The organism is Pseudomonas sp. 2995-3 (genome assembly GCF_002742565.1).
Lineage (GTDB): Bacteria > Pseudomonadota > Gammaproteobacteria > Pseudomonadales > Pseudomonadaceae > Aquipseudomonas > Aquipseudomonas edaphica.
The window spans coordinates 1-277 of the sequence record NZ_LJSB01000149.1 but is presented as its reverse complement, the minus strand read 5'-3'; the positions used below and the strand labels follow the sequence as shown (position 1 = coordinate 277).

The 277-nt window shown below is 35.7% G+C and carries 1 protein-coding gene; it reads left to right on the top strand.

Annotated elements, in window-relative coordinates:
* The coding region (locus tag AOA62_RS07570) for an ABC transporter permease (RefSeq protein ID WP_143521787.1) at positions 1–244 on the top strand (244 nt) is incomplete at its 5' end.
* Positions 245–277 lie beyond the last annotated feature (33 nt).

Here is a 277-nt window from a genome sequence, read left to right as displayed (position 1 = left end):
GCCATATTTGTTCACTGGACTAAGAATTGGCGCTACATACAGCGTGTTAGCTGCAGTTATATCTGAATGGGTAGGAGCAAGTAAAGGTTTAGGGATTTTCCTTGTCAGATCCCAGAACTCTTTTGCTACTGATAAAGTTTTCGTGGCAATTGCTATTATCTCACTATTAAGCTGTCTACTATTCTTAATTGTTATCTTGATTAGTAGATTCGTGATGCCGTGGAAATACAAGAATTCAAAATAAAAACAACTAGAATGGAGAATGATTTTCTTATGA